The sequence below is a fragment of the Mesorhizobium sp. M0317 genome (genome assembly GCF_040321555.1).
Taxonomy (GTDB): Bacteria; Pseudomonadota; Alphaproteobacteria; order Rhizobiales; family Rhizobiaceae; genus Mesorhizobium.
In genome coordinates this window covers 1-17002 of record NZ_JAMYRV010000073.1, presented here as the reverse complement: position 1 = coordinate 17002, position 17002 = coordinate 1, and the positions used below count along the sequence as shown (strand labels likewise).

8 protein-coding genes and 4 pseudogenes are annotated in these 17002 nt (G+C 59.9%); 2 read left to right on the top strand and 10 right to left on the bottom strand.

All coding sequences use genetic code 11. The annotated features are described in order from the left end of the window. Positions 1 to 504: 504 nt before the first annotated feature. Positions 505 to 1688 (bottom strand): annotated as a pseudogene (locus NKI88_RS30805) (IS91 family transposase). A gap of 12 nt (positions 1689 to 1700) precedes the next feature. Then, positions 1701 to 2554, bottom strand: a pseudogene (locus tag NKI88_RS30800) (tyrosine-type recombinase/integrase). A gap of 172 nt (positions 2555 to 2726) precedes the next feature. Between NKI88_RS30800 and NKI88_RS30795 the strand changes: the two are divergent. Next, positions 2727 to 4103, top strand: a complete 1377-nt coding sequence (locus tag NKI88_RS30795) for an amidase (protein ID WP_352659152.1) — start codon at positions 2727 to 2729, stop codon at positions 4101 to 4103. A 1238-nt stretch (positions 4104 to 5341) separates the two neighbouring features. On the opposite strand, the gene NKI88_RS30790 is transcribed toward NKI88_RS30795, so the two are convergent. The 6 genes from NKI88_RS30790 to NKI88_RS30765 form a co-directional block, all read right to left on the bottom strand. After that, a complete protein-coding gene (locus NKI88_RS30790; protein WP_352659150.1) occupies positions 5342 to 7066 on the bottom strand; it encodes an acetolactate synthase catalytic subunit in 1725 nt (574 codons plus the stop codon). Further along, positions 7066 to 8433, bottom strand: a complete 1368-nt coding sequence (locus tag NKI88_RS30785) for an aspartate aminotransferase family protein (protein WP_352659148.1) — start codon at positions 8431 to 8433, stop codon at positions 7066 to 7068. The genes NKI88_RS30790 and NKI88_RS30785 overlap by 1 nt, the downstream gene beginning before the upstream one ends. Before the next feature lie 95 nt (positions 8434 to 8528). After that, positions 8529 to 9779 (bottom strand): aminotransferase class I/II-fold pyridoxal phosphate-dependent enzyme, encoded by a 1251-nt coding sequence (locus NKI88_RS30780; protein ID WP_352659146.1) that lies wholly within the window; start codon positions 9777 to 9779, stop codon positions 8529 to 8531. Between the two features lie 435 nt (positions 9780 to 10214). Next, a complete protein-coding gene (locus NKI88_RS31885) occupies positions 10215 to 10655 on the bottom strand; it encodes a transposase (RefSeq protein ID WP_502909509.1) in 441 nt (146 codons plus the stop codon). A gap of 171 nt (positions 10656 to 10826) precedes the next feature. Next, positions 10827 to 11597, bottom strand: coding sequence for a winged helix-turn-helix domain-containing protein (locus NKI88_RS30770; protein WP_352659144.1), 771 nt, complete (start codon positions 11595 to 11597; stop codon positions 10827 to 10829). Positions 11598 to 11714: 117 nt separating this feature from the next. Beyond that, entirely contained in the window at positions 11715 to 12032 is a 318-nt protein-coding gene (locus NKI88_RS30765) for a DUF2478 domain-containing protein (RefSeq protein WP_352659154.1), read from the bottom strand. Between the two features lie 1389 nt (positions 12033 to 13421). On the opposite strand from NKI88_RS30765, the pseudogene NKI88_RS30760 reads away from it, so the two are divergent. Beyond that, positions 13422 to 14049, top strand: a pseudogene (locus tag NKI88_RS30760) (transposase); the annotation flags it as partial. A 260-nt stretch (positions 14050 to 14309) separates the two neighbouring features. On the opposite strand, the pseudogene NKI88_RS30755 reads toward NKI88_RS30760, so the two are convergent. After that, positions 14310 to 15092 (bottom strand): annotated as a pseudogene (locus NKI88_RS30755) (IS110 family RNA-guided transposase); the annotation flags it as partial. A 795-nt stretch (positions 15093 to 15887) separates the two neighbouring features. Next, complete coding sequence (locus tag NKI88_RS30750; protein ID WP_352659142.1) at positions 15888 to 16412, bottom strand: GNAT family N-acetyltransferase; 525 nt, start codon at positions 16410 to 16412, stop codon at positions 15888 to 15890. Positions 16413 to 17002 lie beyond the last annotated feature (590 nt).

The window sequence follows — 17002 nt, the reverse complement described above, 5'->3', positions numbered from 1 at the left end:
CGGCAACACCGAAACGATCCGCCGCAGCCCGCCGCGACAGGCCACTCTCAACCGCTGCGATCACTCGCGAACGCAAATCCTCCGACATGGCTCTAACCATGCCTGCTGGCCTCCATACCCAGCCGACATGATGAATCAGATATTCTCGCCGATGGGAATCTGGAGGCTTCTGTGAGGTCCGTGGGCATGCGGGCTCGGCAGCGGACCTCATTGCAAGCCGGATTGAGCGAAGCCGCGGGGCGATCTGGCGCTATGGGGATTGTAGCCTGGAGGGGCAGTCGGGATCGTCACGGATGAGTTCTCGAAGGTCCCCCCGGATGGGATGGTGGCGGGTCACAACCGTATAGGCAAGGAAGTTTTGGCGTTGGTTGGGCTCAGCGTCATCGCAACGCTGGCCGTCATCAGGCCGGCAGTGTCCACCTGCATGAGGCGGGTCAAAACCCCGCATGCCGGCGCGCATTGCGGCCGATGCTGTACGCAGTGACCTGGACGCGTTGGGCGCGATCATGACGTGTCGTTCCAGAAGGGGCGAGGAGGCGCTTGTCCGCACCGCCAGATGCCCAGTGTGACCATCTGGCCACCGCAACAGAGGCAGCGGTGATTTGTCGAGAGGGCGCTGGCGACGGCGGCTTCGTCTCCAGGTGCAGCATCCTTCTGCAACGGAGCGTCCAGCAACCTGCGACACAATTCGAGCTATGCGGCACGATGGCCGTTGGCGAGGAAGCCGTAGTGGCGGATACGATGGAAGCCATCCGGCAGGGTGTGCAGCAGAAAGCGTCGGATGAACTCGTGCGCATCGAGCGTCATGACCTTCGACTTGCCGCGTTGGCGATAATCCCTCCAGCGGAACGCGACCTTGCCGTCAGCCATGCTGATAAGGCGAGAGTTGGCGATTGCAAGCGGTGGGTATAGCGGCCGAGATAGGCCAGCACCTGGTCTGGCCCGCCGAATGGCGGCTTGGCGTAGACGACCCATTCGAGGCGACGAACCTCGGCGAGCTTGCAGTTAAACGCAGCCGGCGCCGCCAGGTGGGCGAGATCGCCGAAGAAGCTCAGCTTGCCGGCGTCATAAGCTGCTCGCAATTCCTGCAGAAAGAGCCGGCGAAACAGGCGCGACAGGACGCGCACCGGCAGGAAGAATCCTGGCCGGCAGGCGACCCAACGCTTTCCATTGAGGGAGATCCCGCCGCCCGGCACGATGCAATGGATGTGGGGATGATAGTGCAGGCTCTGGCCCCAGCTGTGCAGCACCGCGATGTGCCCGATCTCTGCGCCGAGATGTTTTGGATCGGCGGCAATCACTCGCAGCGTCTCGGCCGCAGTCTTGAACAGGATGGCGTAGAGCGCTGCCTTGTTCTGGAAGGCGATCGCCGCGACCTGCGCCGGCAGCGTGAAGACGACGTGGCAGTAGGCAGCCGGCAGAAGCTCGTTCTGTCGCGCGGCAAGCCATTCGCGACAGGCCTGTCCCTGGCACTTCGGGCAATGCCGGTTGCGGCAGGAGTTGTAGGCGATGCTGATCGCCCCGCAGGATCGGCATCCCTGGACATGGCCACCGAGTTCGGCCGTCCGGCAAAGCTCGATCGCGCTCATCACCCGCCGCTCGACGCGCCCGAGATGGCCGTCATGGACCTGCCGATACGCCTCTGCGTGGCGGCGAAAGATATCCGCCACCTCCAGTCTCGCCGACATGGCGAGGCGAGCTCAGCCGGGTGGCACGACCTCCAGCCGCAGCCGGTCGAGCGGGCTTTCCGTCCGCCGCATGAGGCCGTTCGAGACCTTCGTGTACCGCGCCGTGCTCGACAGATTGTTGTGGCCGAGCAGAACTTGGATGATCCGGATATCGGTGCCGTTCTCCAGCAAATGCGTGGCGAAGCTGTGCCGAAGCGTATGGACCGTCACGCGCTTGTCGATGCCGGCGGCGGCACGCGCCGAGCGGCAGGCCGAATAGAGGACCTGCACATCGATCGGCGCGGTTGCGTCGCGACCGGGGAACAGCCAGTCCTTCGGCTTTGCCAACCGCCAATAGACCCGCAGAATCCGCAGAAGCTGCACCGACAGCATGACATAACGGTCTTTCCCGCCCTTGCCATGCTCGACCCGGATGACACTGCGTTCGCTGTCGATACTGTCGACCTTTAGGCCGACAGCCTCCGAAGCACGAAGGCCAGCGGCGTAGGCCGTGGTCAAGGCTGTGCGCGTCCTCAGGCTCGGCACCGCCTCCAGGAAGCGGACAACCTCGTCGGCGCTCAGAACCACCGGCAGCGTGCGCGGCGCGCGGGCATAGGCAATCCGCTCCGGGATCTCGGCATGGCCAAGCGTCACGCCATAGAAGAACCGCAGCGCGCATACTGTCTTGTTCAACGCCGGCCATGATATCCCGGTCGACACCAGATGCGCCTGGAAGGCCCGGACGTCCTCCAGACTAAGCCGCTCCGGCGAGCGGCCGAAATACCGGGAAAACTTCGCCACCGCGTGGATGTAGGATCGCTGCGTTGCCGGCGACAGATTGCGGCGTCCTCGATCATGCGCCGGCGCAGAGGGCTCAAATCGGCCATCGCTCATCTCCTGTTCTCAAGATTGCGCTTCAACAGCCGCAATCCTTCAAAACAGAAGCCTCAACCGCAAACCCCCCACCAAATGCCGCGTCAGCGGCTTCGTTCAATCCCCTCGCGATTCCATCAGGTCAGATTATGCTCTAGTTATGACGCCACGGGGCTTGCAGACCTGGTGCGGAGACGCGAAGTCACGCCCCTTGAACTCGCTCGACTCGCGCGCGAGGCGCACGACCGCGTCAACCCGGCGATCAATGCCGTGGTCGATTTCTATGAGGACGCCGAGTCCGTGCCAGGTTCGGACACGGGGCCGTTTTGCGGGGTACCTTTCTTGCGCAAAGACAGCGGTCCGAGCGAGGCCGGCCGGCTTCTGGAACATGGAAGTCGACTCCACTCGGGATCGCGCGCCTCGGTGGAGAGCGTATTCATAGAGCGTGCGAAGGTTGGAGGCCTGCGTATTCTAGGCCGCACGACCCTCCCTGGGTTCGGTACAACGGGGTTAAGCGAATCTTTGGCTTGCGGAATCACACGAAATCCGTGGAACCTGGAGCGAACGGCGGGCGGCTCTTCTTCCGGCTCGGCGGCAGCTGTGGCCGCTGGTATTGTTCCAATCGCCAGTGGTGGCGACGGCGGCGGATCTATCCGAATTCCTGCTGCGAACTGCGGCCTTGTGGGCTTGAACCCTTCGCGCGGTCGCATCTCCGGAGCCCCTAATAGGCAGGACGCCGGCTGTGGAAAAATCCGCAATTTCGTGCTTTGCCGCAGCGTCCGCGATATGGCGACCGCCTTGGATGTTCTGTCCGGGCCCCATCCGGGGGATCCATTCGAAATCACCCCGCCGCAACGCCCGTATGCGGAAGAACCGGCCGGTCAATTACGCCTAGGCGTGGCTACATCGCCGTGGGGAGACGCAAAGGTCGAACCGGAAATCGTAGCTGCCGTCAAGACAACGGCCATGTATCTGGAGGAAATGGGGCATGTCGTAGAGGAAATCCGCCCGCCATATGCCTCTGCCGACTATCGCAAAGTCGTCGGAGGCATGTTCCACATGGCGTTCGCATCGCTCGATGCAACCGCTCACGCCCTGGGACGCGAGATCAACGATCAGACGATTGAGCCTGTCAATCTTGAGCTTTATCGAATCGGTAAAAGCCTACCGCTCTCCTGTGCACCAAAAATATTCGAAGCAGCGCGCAAGATTCGTGCGGACGTCGGAGAGGCCACAAAAGACTTCGATATTCTCGTGACACCGACGATGCCGTGCGCACCGCTTTTGCATGGTACTTACTCCACCACCAACGAGCACCTGGCGGCTGACCAACTCATGGACGCCGATGCTGCACTCTACCAGTACCTCGGCGTCTTCAACGTCACCGGGCAACCGTCGGTCTCGCTGCCACTGTTCCCGAACGCGGAGGGTCTTCCCATTGGGGTTCAGATTGTCGGCCGCTTCGGCGACGAGGCCACCCTCGTCCGCGTCGCTCGTGATCTGGAGGAAGCAATTCCTTGGTTATCACGGCGACCTCCACTCTTTGTCGGAAACGACACATAGCTCCCGTATCCACTGCGGGCCAAAGATAAAACTAAAAGGTAAGACAAAACCTGAACGACCGCCGTCACTCCTCGCTTGGAGCGAACTCTGTCGGTAGTGGCTCTAGTGCCGCATTCGAACGTGCCGCAAAAGTTCTGCCTGGCGGAGTAAGCCGGGCCACCATTGAGCGTGACCCGATTGCTTGCTACATGAAAAGGGAGCTTGGCGCGTATGTCTTTGATGTCGATGGAAACAAGCTCATCGAACCTCAACAATAATTTCACAGCGCTGATCCATGGCCACGCCTTCCATCCTGTGGTCGAAGCTGTGTCCGAACAGCTGAAAAGTGGCACTTGTTTTGCCAGTCCCCACGAGATGCAAAGCCAAGCTTGTGGAGTTGCTTTGCGATCGGGTGCCGGCGTCGAGATGGGTCCGCTTTGTCAGTTCCGGTACTGAGGCAGTGATGTTCGCCATCAAGGCAGCACGCGCCTACACGGGGCGCAGCTCCATTGCCAAGTTGGAAGGTTCCTTTCGCCGCGCCTAAGACTGGGCGGAAGTGAGTCAGGGAGGATCGCCTGCAGCCTGAGGGTCGGATGAAAGTCTTCGCGCTGCCCCCGTTTACAGGGGAATGCCGCAAAACGTTTTGTCAGAAACGCTTGTGCTCCGATTCAATCAGCCTGACGAGGTTCGGCGTCGGATCCGCAAGAACGCGCAACGGCTTGCGGCCGTGCTTATTGACCCGATGCCCAGCCGGGCCGGGCCCACCCCACCCGCTCGACCGAAGAGCCTCTCAAATGCAGCGAGAGTTATCTGGGTGAAAATCAGGTGGCTATGCTGCTTACCCTGACGCATCATCTTGCTCATAGCGGGATTCTGTTGCCGCCGGCGGCGGCGTGCCTCTCAACGCCTATGCAGGAGCAAGAATCCGATGCGATCGCGGCGTCTGTCCACAGCTTTCTCCGGCAGCTTTCTGTGCGAGAGCAACATAGGAACCGGCGATGATCAAAGGTGGTAATTCCTTGACCATCCCGGCGGACAGCATTTTCTATCGGAACACAAGGGCTCCGCGTTGCATGGCGAGGACATACTCTAAACGAACTAGCTTTCGTAGAGAAACTCTTGGGATTCCAGCTGTTGCCAGATCTACACCTTTTCTTTGCTGAGTTGCATCGATGATGATTACCGCCTCCGAATTATAGCGCGACGATTTGTGCTCTGACATATCTTGTGTCTCCCGGTTAGTTCTGAACGGTCTGCGGTCATGCCGGCAGCGGCATCATCTGCCGAGAATCCTTAAGCGCGCTGCCGAAGAGCGAAAGCGCTGGATGGGAGTCGGGATCGGACATGATCTCGATCAGCCATGGATCATCGCTCGCCATTGCATTCGACAACGCGCCGTGAATATCTGCGGGTAGGTCCACTCTCAGTGACTTGCATCCACAGGCGGCAGCGATCATCGCGTGATCGACCGGTGCAAAATGGCACGCCGAGGTATAGGCACCAAATTTCACCTGCTCGGCGTGCTTCTGAAAGGCCAGGACGCCGTTGTTCAGAACCACGACTGTCACAGCGAGCCGACTGCGCACAAGTGTCTCGAGTTCCGCCCAGCTGTGGGCGAAACCGCCATCGCCAACCACAGCCACGACATTTGAGTCTGGCCTGGCGATCTTTGCGCCGATGGCCAACGGCAGTCCCCAACCAATCCCGGCCAAGCCACGTGGGCTGATGAACCTCTGCCTTGCAGCCGTGCTGCGGAGCTGGCCGACAACCCACATCGAGGAGTAGCTTGCATCTGCCACCACGATTGTGTCAGCGGTGAGCAGCTTCTGCAATTCCGCCATTACCCTTTCCGGGCGAATTGGCTGTGCGTCTCCGGAAAGCAACGCCGCGCGACTTTTGTCGAAGGCCCGCCAGAACCCGGCAATACGGTCAGCTAGTCCGGGCCGTTTCGTCTGGCGCTTGCTTAGGTCGAGTTGCTCTAGGCAATCGCACAAGGCACCAAGGGTGCTTGCAGCCTCTCCGGTCAGTCGCAGCGCTTCGTAGTTCCGGCCAATCTCCTGTGGATCTATGTCAATCTGGACAAGAGTGGCAAGCTTTGGGATGTTGCGCCAGCCATCCGTGCCATTCTGATTGGTGCGCGTCCCAACCATCAAAACAACATCGGCCTCATCAAGCAAAGCCTGCGCATAATGTCCCAGCGAGCGCGGACCATTGAGCGAGCCAAGAACGCCGCAAGATAGCGTATGTGTTTCGTCTACGACTCCCTTGCCCATATTGGTGGTGATGACCGGGAGGTGCGTGTTCTCCTGCAGCCGGGCCAGGGCCGCACTGGCGGCCGCAGACGTTGCTCCTCCTCCAGCGACCACGACGGGGCTCCGTGCGGCGGCAAGCAGCTGAGCTGCATCTGTGATGGCATCATCCGAAGGCCGCAGGTTATCCAGCGGCCAACGACCGAGCCCTGATGTGCGTTCGACCAAGGGGCAAAAGGCATTTTCTCGCAGAAGATCAGCGGGCAGCAGCAGCACTGCAGGACCAGGCCGTCCGCTGCCTGCGGCCACAAAGGCCATGTCTACATAGTCCTCGGCGCGATCGGCCGTGAGCAGGCGCCGGACCCACTTCGAACACCCCGAAAACAGCTGGAGATGATCCAATTCTTGGAACGCATTTCGATCGACCTGCTGCCTCTCGACATCTTGCACGATAGCGACGATCGCGACACTTGCCTTCAGCGCTTCCGAAAGCGGGGCTACAAGCAATGCTGCTGCGGGACCATTTTGCGCTGCCACAATAGAGGTCTTCCCCGAAACCCGCGCATACCCGTCAGCCATGGCACCACCCATGTTTTCCTGACGGTACGACAGCTGGCGGATACCCACATCCTCGCAAGCAAGTATAACAGCAGAGGGAAGACTCTGCCCAAAAACAACTTCCACACCGTGACGCCTGAGCGCTCGCGCTATCGCCTGCGCAACTGAGCCCGACATCAGCTACCCCTGAGCTTATCTAGCTGTCCTGCGTATTTGTGGAGAAACTCGGCGAATAGCTGGACCACCGTCTCGCACTGGCTCTCCTGCATTGGCGTCGATAAGCAGGCGGCTGTGCCACTCGGTAGAAGCACGCCATTCGCTGCGTAGTGCCGACTTAGCTCACGCATTAAGGTAGCTTTACCGGATGTCAGAAAGGCATCTCGAAACTCTGCCGGCTCTGTTGCGCTTGGGTGGATCCTAAACAAGGACGCCGCGCCAGAGACGCTGAAAGGCGCGCCGTGCTCGGCAATCACTCTGCGAAAACCTGAGCGTACGCTTTCGCCAAGGCGGTCAAGATGGTCGAAAGAGGCCTTGTCGAGGGCCTGCATGGAGGCGAAGCCTGCAACCATGGATATGGGATTGGCGGAGAAAGTACCGGACTGCGGCAGGGCAGCCTTTCCGGAGCCGCCATCGAACACTGTCATGATGTCGCGCCGACCACCAATCGCGCCGATGGGCAGCCCCCCACCAATGATTTTGCCCATAGTGATAAGGTCTGGTTCCAGTCCAAAGCGGGCGGAGGCACCGTGGTAGCCTTGGCGGAGATTGAGCACTTCATCCGCTATGAGTACGATGCCATATTCACGGCAGCTCTCGTGAAGTGCGCGCACAAACTCCGGATCAGGAGGGGCCAAGCCGGGGCGACCTGGCATGGGGTCCACGATCACGGCGGCCAATTCCTTTGCTCTTTCGGCAATCAAGCGTCTTGCCAGATCAGGTGCATTGAAACGCAAGACCAATGTCTCTTCGAGAACGCTGTGCGGAGTGCCGGAATAGCCGGGTGTAGGATGGGGGCGGTCTGTTGGGCCCCAACTGTCCGGAGCGGCACCCTGGCTTACCTCGGCCCAGTCATACGAGCCGTGATAGGCCCCTTCAATCTTGGCAATACAGCTGCGTCCAGTGTAAGCCCGTGCCGCCTTGATCGCGAACATGACCGCTTCCGTGCCCGTGTTAACGAAGCGGACTCTTTCAACGTACGGTATGCGGTCACAAAGTAACTCGGCAAGCTTGATCTCAAATCTAGTCGGGTTGGCAAAGCAACTACCGCTCTTCAGCTGCTCGGTGACAGCGTCGACTACAGCGGGAAAGGCATGTCCATGAATGAGTGTTGTGAAGTTCCCGTTGAGATCAAGAAACCTACGTCCGTCGACATCAACGAGATAGGCACCGGCGCCGTATTCCATGTAGCGCGGAATGGGATCCCGTTCGATCGTTGCCCTGCTGACACCCCCCGGGAGGAAATGGACGGCTCGCTCGAATAGGCCCTCCGAGAGCCCGCCCACCGCGGTCGCCGACCCTTCCGATTGCTGAACAGGTTCCTTCATGAGTTCATCCTATCTTCCGGACTTGGGTCTCGACCGTGCGCCACAGGCTCGACGCGGGGACCAGCCACACACACATTAGAACGCTCCAATGACCGTCAAGCGACGGCTTGTTTGGTGCGATCGCTTGCCACTTCAAGTAGTCTGCAAATATTTTCAATCTCTTCGAGGGAGTGGCTTGCAGTCAGGCATATTCGAAGCGAGGCAGCTCCACGAGCTACGGTCGGGAAGAATGTTGCTGATGTGTAGAAGCCCTGATCAAGCAGCCACTTTGTCTGTGAGATTGTGCTCAGTTCGTCGCCAACCGGCACCATGCGGATGGGCAGGCTGTTGCCTTGCTGAGGAGTTGCTACCTTCGTGTCGAAGAAGCGAATGCGCTCTGTTAAAGCCTTCTGCCGCATCGAGAGTTCCTTGCTTGCGTGGAGGCTTGCAGAGGCAAGGCCCGCGCCGACAGCCGCCAGATTCGGCGCTGCTGTGAATACGTAGGATTGAGCAAAACGCCGAAATAGATTTTCTTGATGGGCGGTCCCCAACATCACGATGCCGCCGGAGGCGCCAAATCCCTTTGCGAGAGACGCGGCAATGATGGTCCGGTCGCCAAGATCGTCGGGAAACTGAGCGCGAGCGAAGCCTTCACCGTTGGCCCCAAAGAGCGAGATCCCATGCGCGTCGTCAATGTAGAGGAATAGGCCGTATCGTTCCTGTAGGTCGCGCAACGCATTGATCGGAGCCTCACCGCCCATCGAGTAGACACCATCCGCGACATAAGCGACGCAAGCTTCATGCTTGCAGATGTCTTCGAGCGCATCGACATCATTGTGCCTAATAGTAACCACGCGTGTTTCGTCGGCGATTGCGGCTTTGTGGTACTGAAGCGACGCGTGACACTCCCGATCAAAGACCACGACAGGCTTCTTTCCTTCGGTCAAATGACCTGACGCAATGATCGGCAAAGCACCCATATTGGTCACCATGACGTTTGAAAAACAAATCACGCGAGCGCGGAACAGGTGCGACAGCTGGTTCTCCAGCTCTTGCAGCAGACCATAGTTGAGCCTTGTGCGCGCTGTAGACCAGTGCAACGCCCCGTAATCCGAGATGGCTGAGATCGCCCCGCTGACAATATCCGGATGGTTGTCGAGGCCAAGATAAGAGCAACGCACGAAATCGACGATCCGCGACTGCGCGCCATCCTTCTCGCGCAGGAGGACGTGGCGTCCTTGCAGGGATCTGCCGTAGATACCCATTACTCCCAGTTCATAAGCGTGGTCGAAGTGCGAGCGCGTCTGGTCAATCACAAACGCAATATTGCGAAATCGATTTAGCGACACATTTGGCTGTTCACTCATGGTTCCTCACATTCAGCTACTGCGATCTCGGGCTATGCACCTGCAGGACCCGAGCAGGCAGCCTAGCCAGAGTTCAGGCAAGGCTGATCAAGCAAGTTTGAATTGCGCCACTTGCTACGATGGCGCCTTTGAGAGCACCTTCGCACGAAGTATTAGCTGACAGGGCAATGAAGCAAGCAAAGTTTACGCTAAGCTTTTGTAAAGATCGAATACCGACCTTCCATTACGCGGTGCCTTTGGCGAAGGAGAAAATGATCGCCGCCTGATCCAATCGAACAGCCAGACCGACCACTTTTTGACACGAACTGTCCGATCAAGTGCTGACTTCGTATACGGTATGGGTGTGGTTCCGCCGCCTCTCGCCGTGGAAGTCGCTCGGCATTGCGCCCACCGCGCTTATCCTGTGCAGTGGAACATCCTTCGGTATCATGCTCTTCATCCGCGCCCGGGCCTAGATCGGCGTGCCGTCGTCGACCAGAAATCCTCGTTGGAAAGCAGCCCCCTGACCTGCGGGTGATCAACCCACCCCGGCGAAGAACTTGGCCGCGATATCGCAATCGAGGATCCGGTCCCGGTTCCTGCAGAGCACGATCGCATCCCACACCGGATCGTCGGCCGAAAAAGGCCGACAAACCAGCGGAACAGAACGTTGGGGTTGAGCTGCTCCATCAGCTGCCGCTCCGAGCGCACCGTGTAGGAGGGCTTGAAGAAGCAACCCAGCAGAGGATTGGATGGCTCCCGGTCTCGGCATCTGAGTGCCAAAGTGGAAGCTGTCAGGGCAACAACGGCCAGGGAGCCATCCGCGAACACCTGACAGCATAATTGCCGGCCGCCGACACCTCTGCCTCGAAGCCCAGCATGGATCAACTGCGGCATGAAATGGTGCAAACGACAGGCGAAATAACCTACACTTAAGTCGGTCCATTGCCGAGCAATTTGAAATCCTCGCCCTATCGTCAGCGCGCTGCAAACCGCTTCGCATTCAAATCTAGATCCGCGACAGGACCGTTTCAGCTTGGTGCCCATTGTCAAAATAGCTGGACGCGCCTACCCAGAAAGCGCATAGCCGACGCACCTGACGGTCCGGATGAGATCTCGTCCGCCGGCCTTATTGAGGGCCGCGCGCAAGCGACCGATGTGAACATCGATGGTGCGAGCACCAACGTGAACAGCGCGCGGCCAAGCTGCATTCTGCAATTCATCCCTGGAGTACACCCTGTGTGGGTTCTTCATGAGATGGTGCAGCAGGCGGAACTCGGTTGGGGGGAGATGGATCGTGCGGCCGTTTCGCCATACGCGATACCTAGTCACATCCAGTTCGAGATCGAGAAAGGTTAGCAGTTCTCGTGAGCCGTGGGCAGGAGCCCGATTCGAGTCGTGCCAGATAGCGCCAATACTTGTCGTCAGTGTCTCGGGCGAGAATGGTCTGTTAACATACTGGTCGGCACCGGACTCGAGGATCTCTTGCTGACCTGCTTCGTCACCTTCGGCCTCAAGCACGATAATCGACATTGACCGCGTTCGGCGGTCCAGGCGCAGGCGTGCACAGAGCGTCTGCGTCTCAACACCGGGTAGTCGTGATTCGAGAAGGATCACGTCCGGCGTCAGCTCCTGCAGGCGCTTGGTCAGCGCCTGTCCATCGCTCACTCCCGCGACAACAAGACCCTTGTCCTTAATGGTATATTCCAGAAAAGAGCGAAAGCTGTCGTCTGCCGCAGCGATCAGCACCATCGGAGGTGGGAGGGAATCTCGACCATTATCGTTATTCGACATTGCGTCAAACCCTTCAGACGTAGATTCGACCAGTCGCTGGATCATTTCAATCCGGACCCGATGCGTCGGCGCGCACGTGCGGCTCGCGCGCAATATCTCCGCCCACTACCCGTCAACGGCTTGGAGCGTGCATGGCAGCATGGTGCCGCGACCCCGGTGAACTCAGGCCAGAACTCGAGCCGCTTCTCGGGTGCCGCTGCCAGGACCGGCAGCCCTGCGAGCAGGGCCAGCGCGAATTCGGCTCCCAGGCAGGCGCCAGCGCCTCCTGCTTCGAAAATTTGTAACAATGATAAGCACAACTTCTTCGGAGACGGCACACGCGACGGCACACGACGCCTCGGCGAGACCGGCCAGATCAAGCCTGCAGTCGCTTCCGCCGCTGCCGGGAGGCAACTGGATTGAGATCGCACGGGCAGTCATAAGGGCGATTACCAGCATGTGGGACGGTCCCGTCTCAGGCGCCTTGAGATTCTGTTGCAGATGCCGCCGACCTGCGCACCAGCGCCAATGAGATTGGTCGCGAATTCAAGCAACTGGGGCACCCATTCGTCCTCTGGTCCATAAAGCACCGCCGCGAGCTTATACGGGTTGAAGTTGAGAGGCTGGTCAATCACGCTGAGCTTCGTGAGGTACTGCGGACATCCGCAGTGACAAAATCAATCGAAGCAAGCTGCGTGCCGGATTAGCGCGCCCTTGCGTTGCACCACTTGTCCGGTACCCGCGGCCGGCCGAGGCGACCCTTTGGTCGGGCTCCCGACATTCTTGTTCAGCTTGGGACACGAGGAGGTTTGCGGATAGACATGCTCGGGAGAACAAAGGAAAGAACATAAATCATGCAAACGCCCGCGATCCGACCCTCGGCGTGCGAATCAATGGCGCTCGCGCTTGCCCAGTATGCCGCCGCGATTATCAAGATGGACGGGCTGCGGGTCGCGCTCAAGGGCGGGTCGGACCGGTGGCTGGCTTGCTGAAGCGGGATGGCGCAGACCCTGATGAGACACTGTCGGGAGTAGCAGCAGCAGCAGCAGCACGCAATCGATGCCGCGACAGCGGGGTCTCCGCAGATCGCCATGCCTGCACACGCCCGATAACAACATTGCTGAAAACGCGCTCCGCGGCATCGGGACGATGCCTTCACAGTGCACCCCTCTCCTTAGAGTCCGTTTGGGAATGGGTTTCAATGGCTGATTCCGCGCATCAGAAGACCGCCTACGGCGACGTGGATCATGGCTTCGGAGACGTCCTCATTATGCGCGCCGCATACGCCGCAAGGCGCCGACGAAAGGCGATGTCTGGCACCTCGATGAAGTCGTGGTGCGCATCCTCTCGCGGCCGTATTTCAAGCAACGTGACAACGCCCTCGTCGGTAGGCCCCAGTTGCACTCAGCAACACACACGATATGCCCGGTTCTGCGAGGGTTGCGCCTTGCTTGAAGTCTGCCGTCTGAGGTAACGGCCGCGGCAAAGCCTAGCGAGCAGCCGCGAACCGAGTCTTGCGTGACGTCCGGGAACAGGCGTTGCGAAGTTAGACAGGGAGGTTGTAGGCCGGGTTGAACGGGAATATAGCCCCGAAATCGAACGTGATCGGAGTGGCCGACCCTGTCTCTCAAAGGGGAAGGCGGAATCGTGGACCGCGCCAGTGCGAGTGGTCCGAGGTGCTCCCGGGGTTCGTACCGCCAGCATGCAACCAAAGGAATCAACGGGAACAAGGGAGATCCATCCGGTTCAAGCGCAAGCTTGCAGGACCTGACAAGCCGAGGAGGTGAGGAGGGTCGGATGATCGGGTGGAAGTCAGACTGACTGATAGTACTTTGAGGACGGGAGAGCCGGCCACATGGATGGTGTCCCGCGGCGTGGTGTAGCTAGCGGCATTCCATGCAGGAGATTGGGCGCCGGCTCGGTCGGGCCGCCTCGACAATCTCCCGTGAACTGCGGCGGAACGCGGCCATCCGCAGCGGCGGGTTGGAGTATCGGGCGACGACTGACCAGTGGCATGCGGATCGATCAAGCCCGTCGGCCCAAGCCGACCAAGCTTGCGTTCAATGCAACCTTGCGCACTTATGTGGAGGAGAGACTTGCTGGGTTTGCCGTGGCCCCGAGCGGCGCTCCCGTTCATGGTCCCACCGTTCCGTGGAAGGGCCGCGGGCATGGCCCGCGAAAGGACCGGCGATGGGCCAGGGCCTGGAGCCCGGAGCAGATTGCCCGACGCTTGCTGATCGACTTCCCGGACGACAAGACAATGCGCATCAGCCACGAAGCAAGTCTATCAGGCCATCAGCCACGACGCCATCTATCAGGCCCTCTTCGTTCAGGCCGCGGAGTGCTGCGCTGCGAGCTGACGGCCTGCTTGCGAACAGGACGTGTATTACGGGTCCCCAGGGCCCGCGTACGCAGTCAAGGTAAGAGCATTGTCTTGCCGGAGGCCCTGTACCCTGAGAAATGCGATCTCCTCACGTTCCGCAAACCAGAGGTGCCGCCGGGACCGCGGCTTGGCCATGCCGCCTGCCTGTCCGAACAATCTGGTTCCGACAGGCTGCGCCAATACCAGCCGCAAATGCAGCATCCTCGCTGGTCATCCCCTGCGCGATCCCCAATCAGAATCGCTGGAGTTCAGATCGCCCCGCTACTGGCGGCCGTCCCGGTGACGCCAACGGCGCTCGCTCGGTACGGTGTGATCGTCGCTTTCGAATGCCCATCGCAACCTCCTTCGTTCAGGTGTTGCGACGACCGCTTGAATCCGCCTTGCGAGCCGTAATGAAGCCCCTGGTCCTGATCGACGGAGCCGCTCTGCCACGGTGTCGGCGCGAGGCCCGCATAGCCGGCAACCTGTCGTCGGTTGTCGAAGTGACGTGGCAGCCCCTCCGACCATAAGACGGCGGCAAACTCCGGCCCGATGCCCTTGAGGTCGAGCAGCATCGCCGGTGCCGGCGAGACGACCCGCACGTCAGCAAGCATGGCATCGCGCGCGGCCTCGACAGCCTTGATCTGCTCCAGTAGCAGTTCGAGCCTGTCGAGTTTCCGGCCGACCTGCGCCTGCAGATGTGCCGGCAAGGGTCGGCCGTCGCCGGGCTTAATCGCCTCCAGTCGCTTGCCCCCGGTCGCGGCGCAGCGGCTCATAACCGGATACGCCCTGGGCGAACAGCAGGCCTTTGACGCGGTTGACGTGGCGCACGCGCTCGTTCGTCAAGGCCTTGCGCTCACGCGTGATGCGGCGACGGTCCCTCCTCCTCGGGCGCCGGCACCCGGAGCATCGCACACACCCGTGACTCGCCTCGCGTAGGCCAGCATCGCCCGGACCAGCGCCTCACCGTCGATCTTGTCGGTCTTTGCGCGGCGGCGCCGGCGCGAAGTCGCAATCGAGGCCGGATCGACGAGGTGACTTTCGATCCCTTCGGCTTCCCACACGCGATGGATCCAGAAGCCATCGAGCCCGGCCTCCTGGATCACGATGATCGGAAAGCACTGCCCGGTCCGGGCCTGCGCCTTCCTCTTGAACTCGGCAAATCGCGCCAGCAGTCCGGCGCCGTCGCCGGCCACCACCTCGATGAAGTCGTGGTGCGCATCCTCTCGCGGCCGCATCTACTTTCTGGGCCTGACGCTGTAGTGCACGCGCAACCGAAAAGGCAACTTCAAGGTTGGGATGCGCACCGAGAAATCTCGGCTAAAGCGCAGCCTTCTGTCTCTGCGGGAGCTTATGCGGCGAATACGGCATTATAAATTCAGTGATCAGGTAGCGGAAATAAACCGCGTCCTGCGCGGCCACTATGCCTATTACGGCGTCCCGGGAAATCTCCGGTCGCTGATAAAGGTGTGCCAGGTCGTGGAGCGTTGCTGGCGCAGAATGCTATGCAGCCGCAGCCGTGATGGCGGTCGCCCCAGGTTGAGGCACTTTCAACCAAATCAAAGAACGGAACCCGCTACTGCGACCCAAACTGCGGCTCCCGCATAGGGAACTGCAGGCACTCGCGGTGCTGTGAACCAACTGCCGAAGAGCGTGGTGCGGTAGCTCCGCACGCCATGTTCTGTGGGAACCGGGGGCGGGTGACCGCCTCCGGTGACCCGGTGGGCACCGCCGTAAGGCGGCTCCTACCGATCAATCACTGCAACGAGGTTTTTGAAAACAGCACAGGGTGGCAAAACGCAGCCGTTCTCGGGTCGCTCCGCAATCCTGACCTGTTGGCCCGCACAGCTATTGATCGATCGCGCAGCAAACGACCGCGTTGGGTAAGCCTGATGCCTCCTCTCAAGCATCTTTGGGAGACCAGGACGACATTTGGCCCGGCGGTCTAATCCGGGACAACTTTTTGAGCCCGATGCGTACCAGTTTGCTGAGCATCACCGAGGCGGACGGCGCAATTCCAAGAACTGATAGTTCGTTCCATCAACGACAACCGGCCCAATGCAGGTAAAGCCCTGTCGGGTTCTGGCTCTGAGAGATCGTATATTCGTCGGGCGTATGAGCGAGACCAACCGATTGATAGGTTGGGTTGCGAAGGCGAATTCGATCACTGGCTTAGCGCTTTCCGGCCCAATCCCCTGACCGCACTGGGCTCCGAACAAATAGCATCCGACTTCAATGGCGTTGTCATCGAAGCGGCGCAGCCCGGTCCGCCCCGCGAAGCGCAAGTCGCCACTGTTCTCTCTTTTATAGATCATCCAGAATCCATACCCGTAGGTTTCCCACTCATGAAGATAGAGGGACAGCCACGCATCAGACATTTCCCGCGTTGGCGGAATTCCCCCCATCGTCGATTCGACTACTAGTGGATCACAGTGCAGCCGATGCATGGCATCGGCGTCCCAAGGACGTATTGGGCGCATGAATAAACGTTTTGTTTCCAGATTAATATGAAATGCCATTTTTGTTCCATTCTCGATGACGGCAATGGGGCAGCTCTGCGGCCTCACACCGAAGGGTTTCAAAACCCATGCCAAATTGGCAGATCGGACCGAACAAGGAATGTTGTCAGCTATTTAGCCGGACGCAAAATAAACGATCGGCTAAACGAGGCCTGTGACGCGGACACGACAAACCCGACACGAGGTGTCAGCATGGGCACCGCCGAGCTCATGCCCGGACACCTGCGATCAAAAGCCTCCGTCACGTTAGTTGAGACTGCGACGTTCCACAACGGCTGGTGTTTTCGGGGAGCCCGTGTTCCCGGCGGTGACGCCGGTCGACAACGCCTTGCGCGGTGGTGACGCGCCTCTGCACGTTGCCGCCCATGACGTTTTCGAGCAGCATGCCGAGGTGGTGCACCTCGTGCTCGTCGATCTAGCAGGCTGTTGAAGAAGTGTCCCGTTTGGCTTTGAGGATGGCCTCATCGCCATTGTGATAGGCGAATGTGATCTCGATGGAGCCGTCGTCGAGTAGTTCGGCGGAGCCATCACCAGTGGCTTCGTCCATTTCGTCGAAGCCGGCCCATGTGAAGAATACCATCGAGGGACCG

Excerpts from the sequence above, each read along its gene's own strand:
- NKI88_RS30790 (WP_352659150.1), bottom strand. The coding sequence starts at position 7,066 with ATGTCGGGCTCAGTTGCGCAGGCGATAGCGCGAGCGCTCAGGCGTCAC.
- NKI88_RS30785 (WP_352659148.1), bottom strand. The coding sequence starts at position 8,433 with ATGAAGGAACCTGTTCAGCAATCGGAAGGGTCGGCGACCGCGGTGGGC.
- NKI88_RS30780 (WP_352659146.1), bottom strand. The coding sequence starts at position 9,779 with ATGAGTGAACAGCCAAATGTGTCGCTAAATCGATTTCGCAATATTGCG.
- NKI88_RS31885 (WP_502909509.1), bottom strand. The coding sequence starts at position 10,655 with ATGCCGCAGTTGATCCATGCTGGGCTTCGAGGCAGAGGTGTCGGCGGC.
- NKI88_RS30770 (WP_352659144.1), bottom strand. The coding sequence starts at position 11,597 with ATGATCCAGCGACTGGTCGAATCTACGTCTGAAGGGTTTGACGCAATG.
- NKI88_RS30750 (WP_352659142.1), bottom strand. The coding sequence starts at position 16,412 with ATGGCATTTCATATTAATCTGGAAACAAAACGTTTATTCATGCGCCCA.